The sequence below is a fragment of the Acetobacter sicerae genome (assembly GCF_011516765.1).
Lineage (GTDB): Bacteria > Pseudomonadota > Alphaproteobacteria > Acetobacterales > Acetobacteraceae > Acetobacter > Acetobacter sicerae.
In genome coordinates this window covers 64,229-73,501 of record NZ_JAAABN010000015.1, presented here as the reverse complement: position 1 = coordinate 73,501, position 9,273 = coordinate 64,229, and the positions used below count along the sequence as shown (strand labels likewise).

At 45.8% G+C, this 9,273-nt stretch carries 5 protein-coding genes and 4 pseudogenes; 5 read left to right on the top strand and 4 right to left on the bottom strand.

The window, feature by feature from the left end; all coding sequences use genetic code 11:
• The 3 genes and pseudogenes from GVI59_RS14480 to GVI59_RS14470 all read left to right on the top strand — a co-directional run.
• Positions 1-100, top strand: a pseudogene (locus GVI59_RS14480) (IS5-like element ISMex42 family transposase); the annotation flags it as partial.
• Positions 101-328: 228 nt separating this feature from the next.
• Complete coding sequence (locus GVI59_RS14475; RefSeq protein WP_173574879.1) at positions 329-1,555, top strand: glycosyltransferase family 2 protein; 1,227 nt, start codon at positions 329-331, stop codon at positions 1,553-1,555.
• Positions 1,556-1,649: 94 nt separating this feature from the next.
• Positions 1,650-2,179: pseudogene (locus GVI59_RS14470) on the top strand (IS5 family transposase).
• A 149-nt stretch (positions 2,180-2,328) separates the two neighbouring features.
• Here the strand turns inward: GVI59_RS14470 and GVI59_RS14465 are convergent.
• Positions 2,329-3,036, bottom strand: a pseudogene (locus tag GVI59_RS14465) (IS5 family transposase).
• A gap of 353 nt (positions 3,037-3,389) precedes the next feature.
• Here GVI59_RS14465 and GVI59_RS14460 point away from each other — a divergent pair.
• Positions 3,390-4,493 (top strand): acyltransferase family protein, encoded by a 1,104-nt coding sequence (locus GVI59_RS14460; protein ID WP_173574878.1) that lies wholly within the window; start codon positions 3,390-3,392, stop codon positions 4,491-4,493.
• Positions 4,494-4,644: 151 nt separating this feature from the next.
• On the opposite strand, the gene GVI59_RS14455 is transcribed toward GVI59_RS14460, so the two are convergent.
• Entirely contained in the window at positions 4,645-4,974 is a 330-nt protein-coding gene (locus GVI59_RS14455) for a transposase (RefSeq protein WP_277876400.1), read from the bottom strand.
• A 142-nt stretch (positions 4,975-5,116) separates the two neighbouring features.
• On the opposite strand from GVI59_RS14455, the gene GVI59_RS14450 reads away from it, so the two are divergent.
• A protein-coding gene (locus GVI59_RS14450; protein WP_173574876.1) for an IS5 family transposase occupies positions 5,117-5,865 on the top strand; the annotation gives its coding sequence in 2 pieces (ribosomal slippage) (positions 5,117-5,426 and positions 5,426-5,865; 750 coding nt in all).
• 136 nt (positions 5,866-6,001) lie between these two features.
• Here the strand turns inward: GVI59_RS14450 and GVI59_RS19070 are convergent.
• Together GVI59_RS19070 and GVI59_RS14440 are read right to left on the bottom strand one after the other, a co-directional pair.
• Positions 6,002-6,146 (bottom strand): annotated as a pseudogene (locus tag GVI59_RS19070) (IS5/IS1182 family transposase); the annotation flags it as partial.
• A 224-nt stretch (positions 6,147-6,370) separates the two neighbouring features.
• On the bottom strand, positions 6,371-8,896 hold the full coding sequence (locus tag GVI59_RS14440) for a TonB-dependent siderophore receptor (RefSeq protein ID WP_173574875.1): 2,526 nt from the start codon (positions 8,894-8,896) through the stop codon (positions 6,371-6,373).
• Positions 8,897-9,273: the final 377 nt, after the last annotated feature.

The window sequence follows — 9,273 nt, the reverse complement described above, 5'->3', positions numbered from 1 at the left end:
CAAGGAGTGGCGGGCTGTCGCGACCCGATATGAGAAAACCGCCGCATCCTTCCTCTCCGTCATCCTCATCGCTGCTACAGCGGACTATATCAAGACCTAACAGGCCCTAGAGGCTTATCTATTTTATATCAAACTTTGGAATGGATTTCCTAAATTGGCATTTTCTAAATTTCATACTAAAAATAGACCTCCCAAACTACGCATTCTGAAATTCAATAGATACAAAATGACTATTTTCGATATTTATGCTCCGCAATCACAAATGAACTTTGGTGTCACAACAAACTTGCATTATAGTAACGTTACCGTTTCATAAATTGAGAAAATTATGGCAAAAATAGATATTTTGATGTCTGTCTACAATTGCGAACAATACATTAACGGCACGATAAACAGTATACTAAATCAGACATTCACTGATTTTCGCGTCATCGTAGTGGATGATGGGTCAAGTGACAGAACGGGAGACATCTGCAAGCGATTCGTCACAAAAGACAGAAGAGTTGAATATTATCATCAGGATAATGCAGGAATCGTTGCCGCCTTGAATCATGGTCTACAATACTGCTCAGCTCCATTCATTGCCCGACACGACGGAGATGACATTTCTTATCCTGACAGATTTGAGAAAGAATTAACTTATCTTGAGGCTAATCCTGACTGTGTGGCAGTGAGTTCTGTTGCCCGTCACATAGATGAAAATGGCATTCCCTGCGGCACAATCTCAACACGCAAAGACATAAGCGCTGCTGACTGCTGGTCAATTCCCGCAGCCGAACCTTATCTGTTACAGCCTATGCTGATGATGCGCCGAACTGCACTTGATACGGCTGGGGGTTATCGCAACCTTTCCGTTGCTGAAGATGCAGATCTTATGTGGCGCCTCAATCGCATTGGATCGATGCACATACTTCCTGAATCCTTGGGTGATTATCGCGTCCATGCTGGAAGTGTGTCCAGTCGGTCTATCGTCAAAGGACGCTTTCTCGCCATCTGGTCACAGCTGGCTGCCTTATCTGAACAACGGCGTATTTCTAAACTCCCAGATATCGTTTTTTCAAACCTCCTCTTGCAACGTATCAATACTTCTATTTCTCTAAAAGAAATGATCGATGCAGTCAGAGAACAGCTCACAGACAGTGAATTTTTTTGGCTACACTCAGCAGTCTCCGCGAAGTTGCTTGAATTCTGCTATTATCGTCCTTACGAACCAGACAAATCAGATATCCAGTTTATTTTGACTGCTGTTCATACTGATCGGAATATTTCTGAAAGACCCGGATATGAATTTTTCAAAGAAGCTATGTTGTCCGCAGCCATTCGAAGCATGCAGGACTTTCGTATTAAAGATGCTTTGAGCCTCACTCCCTTCAAACAGTGGCCTGTACTCTTTGGACGCATTGCATTCAGAACTCTCATCCCAAAATCAACAAAGAAAGATATCATAAAAATATTTTCATTTCTCAGCGAAAACTCCAACACATTTAAACGGTTTGCCAATTCCGTGAAACCCTCACCTTATTCCGATATGAAAAGTCCTATCAATCAGAGCTAGGGCGTGTCGTCAGTTAAGCAGGAGGATTATGCCGCTTGTACTTCTGCCTGATGTGTGATGTCTTCTTCCTGTTTCTGGAATGGGGAGAGTGTAAATACGACAGTATGGTCTGCGGGAGCGGATAAAAGACCTTCTCCCGGGTCGCGAAGGTCATGTCGGTGGGACGGCTGCGTATAACCGTGTCTGTTTATCGAAGCCTTATTGTATCGTTATCGTGCAGGCATTCCCTGGCGTGATCTGCCTGTGCGCTTCGAGGACTGAAAGAACGTGCACCGGCGGCTGCGTCGCTGGGGTGAAAGTGGTGTGATCGAACGGATTTTCCGGCATCTGGCTGCTGACCATGACAACGAATACATGATGATCGACAGCACGATTGTCCGTGCTCACCAGCATAGTGCGGGCACCCGTAAAAAAAAAGGGGGGGGGTAGATCAGGCCATCGGCCGATCCCGTGGCGGACTGACCACGAAAATCCTCCTTCCTGTTTTGTAAGAAACGAAATATCATCGAACGGTTCTTCGCCAGACTGAAGCAGTTCAGAAGCATTGCAACACGCTATGACAAGCTGAAATCAACTTTCTGTGCAGCAGCGCAACTTGTCTCTGCTATCATTGGAATTAACTGACGACACGTCCTTAGCGTTCATTACGCAATTATTGAAGTGAACTATAGCGAGATGCAAAAATCCATTTGATGTCACGACCTCTTCTTGGAAGGAATTATTGTTTGTGAATACCATTGCAATATTCCAACTGGTTTAAGGTCTGTGGGAATTCATCGTGAGTAGATGATGGCTGCAGCGAGATAGATCATGGCGCTGAAGCTTTCGTCCGTTTTGTCGGCACGCATGGCGATGCGTTTGAATTCCTTGAGCTTGCAGAAAAAGTTCTCGATCAGGTGCCGCCATTTATACGTTTCTCGATCAAGGGCTAGCGGCTTTGAGCACCTTGAGTGCTGGGAAATGACGACTGTGGCGCCCCTTTCATCGAGTTCAGCGATGAAGGCATCGAATTCGAGGACGTCAATCAGCGGTGACACGTCCACACTGTCGAAGCGCAGTCCAGGCATCAGACGGAAAGGCACTGATTGCCCAGAGCATCCGTCAGCGCGAGAATCTTCGTCGTCATGCCGCCTTTATGGCCTGACCCTGTGTCCCCCTTTTGTGCCCAGACCATGACGATGAACCTTCACGATCGTTGCATCGACCATGGCATATTTCATATCCGGATCACCGGATAACGCATCGAAAATCCGTTTGAAAACATCGGCATTGCGCCAGTCGCTTAAGCGACGGAAAGCGGTGCTCCAGTTGCCGAACACGGCGGGCAAACCACACCACGGACTTCCTGTTCGGACAATTCACAGCACCGCTTCCATAAAAAGCCGGTTGTCCCGAACGCTTCGACCCGGATCCGTCAATTCGCCAAGGCAATGGGGCTCAATCAATGCCCATTGGGCGTCCGTCAGCACAAAGCGTTCCATCAGAAGCTTGAATCATAACTCGCATTTCATGCGAATCCCCACAAGCCCTAAAGCAGATTATACATTGATAACGTCATTGTATCTCACTCATATAAAAAGACGCATTTAACTATAAAAAATACTGTCTTATTTAATGTAAAATTACGCATTTTCAATAAATATAATATATAATTACAAAACAAGTTAATTTTATGAAATCACAAAATTTAAAATATAAATTTTAATTTGTGTGATTGTCGATAAATATACTAAGAAATATTTTCACTTTATAGTCTTTATGGAATGAAATTTGCTACCACTTTCGCTTATATCTTCTCCGACGATCTACCGATGCCTGATGAGAGCAAAACGACATGGTCGAAAAAAAAGAGATTAAATCACTCACAGGAATTCGTGGGGTAGCGGCCTGTTGGGTGGTTGCCTATCACACGTGGCTGGCTGGCAATCATCGTATCCTTGGATATATCGGGAAATTTCTGCTTCATGGATATCTTGCTGTAGATTTATTCTTTATTCTCAGCGGATTAGTGATGTCCATGTCGTATGGGCATCTTTTTGATAAGCGGTGGGAAGCGTCAGACTATCTTAGCCTACTGATCCGTCGCCTTGCGCGCCTGTGGCCTCTTTATATTGTCACTTTAATAACCACTGGGATCCTTTCGTATTTTGTTGAAGGAAAGACATTTTCGGCAGTTTTATGGTCAGCAAATTTTCTGATGATTCAGACATGGGGAGTCGGAGATTCGATCAATGGTGCCTCATGGTCTGTCAGCGTAGAATGGGCCGCATATTTTATTTTTCCTTTTATTTGCGCGCCAATTCTAAAAATTAACAAAATAATTCCATTCTTATTATTTTTTGCATCATTTTTTATGCTTATTATTATAATTAAACTTGGAGAAAAAAATTTAATTCAGAGAAAAGGTCCTCTTGATATATTCGATCCACATAGTTCTCTTCCTTTAATTCGTTGCATCTCGGAATTTATTATCGGAATGATCTGCTATAGAATCTCTTCTTCACATTCTTCCCTTATTCGTTCAAAAACAATATCTACAATTATTTCATTTTTAACGTTATTTTCTCTTTTTTTGAGTGGATTTGATGTTTTTTCGGTATTTCTTTTTTCTGTATTACTCATAACATTAACAAATGAAAGCAACCCTTTATCACGCATTATGGCATGGACACCCATCTATTATCTCGGCGTCTGGTCATATTCTATTTACCTATGGCATCGATCATTTCTATTTATTATTGGAGATGTATGGAATGGACATCACAATATTATAAGACCAACAGCAGTTCTCATCATGTTGCTTATTGTCTCATGCCTCTCATATTACTTTATTGAGAAGCCTTGGCAGAAAAAAATTAGACGTATCGAGCAAATTCTGTTTAGGAAGTCCGATCAAAGAATTAAAACATCAGAACAAATTGGCGTAAATAATCTGTAATTTCAAACTTTAAAAGTATTTTTGGGAATTCGCTCTTATAGACTTTTAAATAATTTTCACGGAAGAAATTCTGGTGGTCATTTTGTCTACCAGCAGAATTTTACTGGCAATTTTGCAAATCTATATATTCTTTTCTGTTTATGGCGTGCCGTCAGTTAAGCAGAAAGATGATTGAATCAAACTGAACGGCTGCGACGAAGGTTGATTTCAGCTTGTCATAGCGTGTTACAATGCCTCTAAACGGCTTCAAGCTGGCAAAGAAGCGTTCGATGATGTTTCTCTTTTTGTAGAGCTGGAAGCCGATTTTCTGAGGATAACAACTATTTCTCCTTGAAGAAATGACTAAAACAATCAACCACTCTTCAAGCTTTTCGATGAGGGGATCAGCGTCATAAGCCTTGTCGACGGTGAAGGCCCCGAGATCGACTTCATCGAACAATGGTCCTGCTTCAGTGATGTCCATCCTTTGTCCGGCTGTCAGGGATAAGTGTCACAGCCTTTCCCGCAGCATCGATTATGGCGTGTATTTTTGTAGCCAGCCACAGAGCCGTCCGATGGCCCAGGCTCAGGCCCCATTGAATTGTGTAGGGAATTTTGATTCAGGCTCTGCAAGGAGACTGAAGATGAGCGACCTGTTTTGGCTGACGGATGAACAGATGGAGCGTCTGCGGCCGTTCTTTCCCAAGAGCCATGGTAAACCTCGCGTTGATGACCGCCGCGTGCTGAGCGGCATCATTTTTGTGAACCGCAATGGTATGCGCTGGCGTGATGCGCCTCGGGAATACGGTCCGCACAAGACGCTCTACAAGCGTTGGGGCGACATGGGCATTTTCATGCGGATGATGGATGGCCTGTCTGCCGCGAAGGCTGAGCCTCAGACTATTATAATTGACGCGACCTATCTCAAGGCACACCGCACGGCTTCAGGCCTGCTGTTAAAAAAGGGGATCCAGGCCGCCTGATCGGACGCACTAAAGGGGGCATGAACACCAAGCCGCATGCGGTCACCGATCAGAACGGACGACCGCTGTGCTTCTTTATAACAGATGGACAGATCAGTGATTACACCGGAGCCTCTGCTCTGCTGGACAGCCTTCCCATGGCACAGTGGTTGCTGGCGGATCGGGGTTATGAGGCTGGCTGGTTCCGGGATGCCCTGGAGGAAAAAGGGATCAGGCCCTGCATTCCGGGAAGAAGATCCCGCGGAAAACCAGTCAAATACGACAAGCGAAAATACAAAAGACGCAACCGCATCGAAATCATGTTCGGCCGCCTCAAGGACTGGCGGCGGGTCGCAACACGCTATGACAGAGGCCCGACCGTCTTCTTCTCAGCCATCTGCCGCGCTGCAACCGTCATCTTCTGGCTATGAGTCCTGAGCCTAGCCCGTGCCCTTTTTTCAGGAGTGCGGACGAGCGTGCTATCGGTCATCGTATATGCATTGGCATGATTAGAAGTCAAATGCAGGAAAATCCGTTCCATCATACCGCTTTCGCACAAGAAGGTAGTCGTCTGTGAACATTCTTCCTATTCCCAAAACGGACAAGCAGGAAACACCAGCACGGTAACGATACAAGACCGCTTCCACAAACAGACGATTATACGCAGCAGTTCGCCGACATGACCTTCACGACCTGGAAGAAAATCCTTTATCTACTCCCACTGACCATCGCTCAGACTATGCCGACGTATTCACGCTCGCCCCGTTCCTAAAACAGGGAGAAAAATCATAGATCAAATGGGAGTAAAAGCTCCTTCAAGCCTCACGTCATAACTGACGACACGCCATAAACGAACTCACGACATGCCTTAGCCTGCATTGCGGATATTGCGACCTTTACCTCCCCCTTACAAACCACATTTTTTAAAAATATTTTCTACCATGTATAACTCAAATTACCATAAACACGCCTTCCCTGCCCAATATAACAGGAATAAGTTCCACCACAGGAAGCAATATAATATTTATTGGTCAGATTTGAAATTGAAAGCTGGGCACGCAATCCTTTCAGGGAAGCGAATGCCTGACCAAAATCATAATGGGCACCAATATCGAACAACACATACGCAGGAACTTTATAACTGTTTACCGCATCGGAATAAGTAAATCCCTTGTACCGGACACCTCCGTTAATTCCGAACCCCTTCAGGAAACGCGCCGGCGGGGTGTAATCCAGAAATGCCGACACCATATTACGCGGAATGCTTTCTACATATTTTCCTTTTTCAGCAACGACACTTCCCGTGCTGCCATCAGCATAATCCTGAGTATCAGAAAGATTGCTGTCAAGGTAAGTAGCTTCATCATAAGTATAGGACGCATTAAACCTCAGGTCGTGAGTGATGTTTGCGTTGGCGGAAATCTCGAAACCTTGTGAACGCGCCTTTCCAGCGTCGCTTGAATAAGAATCATGATCCGGATCGTTGACCAGAAAATGGTCTTCATCGATCCTGAATGCAGCAGCCGAGATAAAGATATTATGGTCAGGAGACTCATATTTCATGCCTGCTTCCAGCTGTTTTCCAGTTAGCGGAGGAAACAGCTTTCCTGACCAACTTCTCTGACCGAAGCTTTGTGGAACAAAGGATGTCGAGTAACTGAAATACGGAGCAAGGCCGAAGGAGAATTTATAAACCAGACCGGCACGCCACGTGAAAGCACTCTGTGGTCGAGGAAGATCATGACTCCTTGTTACAGTGTAAGTATGGTCTGAGTTCTCATTCGAACCCTGATCTGTATATCCGTGATAATTGACCCAGTCCTGGCGTCCTCCAAGAGTTATGGATAGCCCTTTCCATTTTATTTGATCCTGAAAATAAACCCCCTCCTGAAAATAGGAATTATTACTTCCATATGTCGTATTTTGACATGTTTTTGAATGAACATTGATACATGGGATATAGTTACTTTGAGGATTATAAACATTCACAAAAGAATACCCATCGGAGCCGGGAAATCCATTATATCCCATGGTGTGGTCCGATGTGCTCCAGCTCTTGTCATCATACTGTCGGAAATCAGTGCCTACTATCCAGGTATTATGCACTGATGCGATGGAAAACTTCCCGCCAACTCTCGTATCAAGACCAATGGTCGAGGCCAGTCCTCCTCCTTCATAAGCCGCACGACCATACTGATCCGGAAGTATTATACGACCACGAGTCAGTCTTTTTTCGAAATCCTCCGATCTTTCCCATCGTAAATTCTGACTGAAATCGACCCATTTATTGAAGCTGTGCCGGAACTGATATTCGATCAGGGAATCCTTTTGTCCGGAAACATTCCAGTTCGGATCTCCCAGGAACCGGCTTCTGGGAATGCGCCCATTATGATTGACATTCAGGAGCATCTCTGGCGGCAACTGGGTCCAGTTCGTCCCATCGCCCGGCGTATACATATAGGATCCCACAAAGGTGAGATTTGTCTTATGGTCGATATCCCAGGAAAGGGAAGGCAGAACGCCAACACGATGATAATCGACATGGTCGGTCTGCGAACCCTGAGTCACCCCAATGGCTGCTATACGGTATTTTACGCTCCCAGACTGGTTGACTTTATCGCTGACATCAACGGTTGCTTCATAACGGCCCCAGTTACCAAACCCGACTGTCGCGTTATGTAACGGTGTCTCCGTTGGTTTTTTCAGACTCATGTTGATCATGCCGCCCGGCGTACTCTGCCCGTATAGCACGGAGGACGGCCCGTTCATGACTTCGATCCGTTCCAGAAAAGCCGTTTCTCCAGCACTGCTTGAATAGGAACGCAGACCATCGACAAACTGGGAGGTATCAAATCCACGCTGCTGTATAGCACCAGGATTTAATCCACTGGCCGGACCGTTACCGAATGCACCAAAAGCTTCGACGCTGATACCCGGCATATATCGCAGAGCCTCCATGACATTCTGAGGCTGCTGATCGATCATCTGCTGTTTGGTAATAACGTGAATGGAATTCGGAATTTCGATGATCGGCGTATCCGTCTTTGACCCTGTCATCGTGCGGGTGGCGACATACCCCACACCCGGACCGGCAGGATCCTGATTTGCCGTCGTTGTTCCCCCTACCCTTACCGCGCCCAGAGTAATCGTGGTCGCCTGAGTGGCGGGAACAATCTGGAACGCACGATCTCCCAAAGGTTGATAGGACAATCCACTTCCCTGCAAAAGACGTGACAGAGCCTCTCCGGATGTAAACTGACCATGCAGTCCCGATGTTGTTTTCCCTGCTACTGTCGGGGTTTGCGCTGTCACCTGAATATGAGATTGCGAACTGAAAGACACCAGTGCGCTGGATAGTGATCCGGCAGGAATACTGAAATTGAATTTTGGCTGAACCTGTGTCGTCTGCGCCCGCACGCCGGTCGGAATAAAGGAGGTCAAGGCTGTGGTCGTGGCCAGCATCAGAAGCGATGTTGCCAGAGGTCTCCTCAGAAACTGTGGTGACGGCATAGGTACGGCTCTTCCTGTCATCGGAATCTTGAATGCAAATCATTTGCATTCCAAAGTCATGATAGTGAGATGCACGGGAAGCCTGTTTTTTCGGAAAAAAGTTCAGATTTTTTTGTTGCTATGCCTCAAATCCATATAGCCATCTGTTTAATAATGATTTTTTCTTTATCACATATGGGAATTCACTCCGGCTCATTGAATGCTGCAAGCGTCCCGACAGATCCGGCGATGACCTCATCCTGCATGACGCCCCTTCACAATGATAAACACGGGCCCTCATGAGGTCATTGACGCTGCCAAACCAGCAACAGCTTCAACGGGGGCAATCG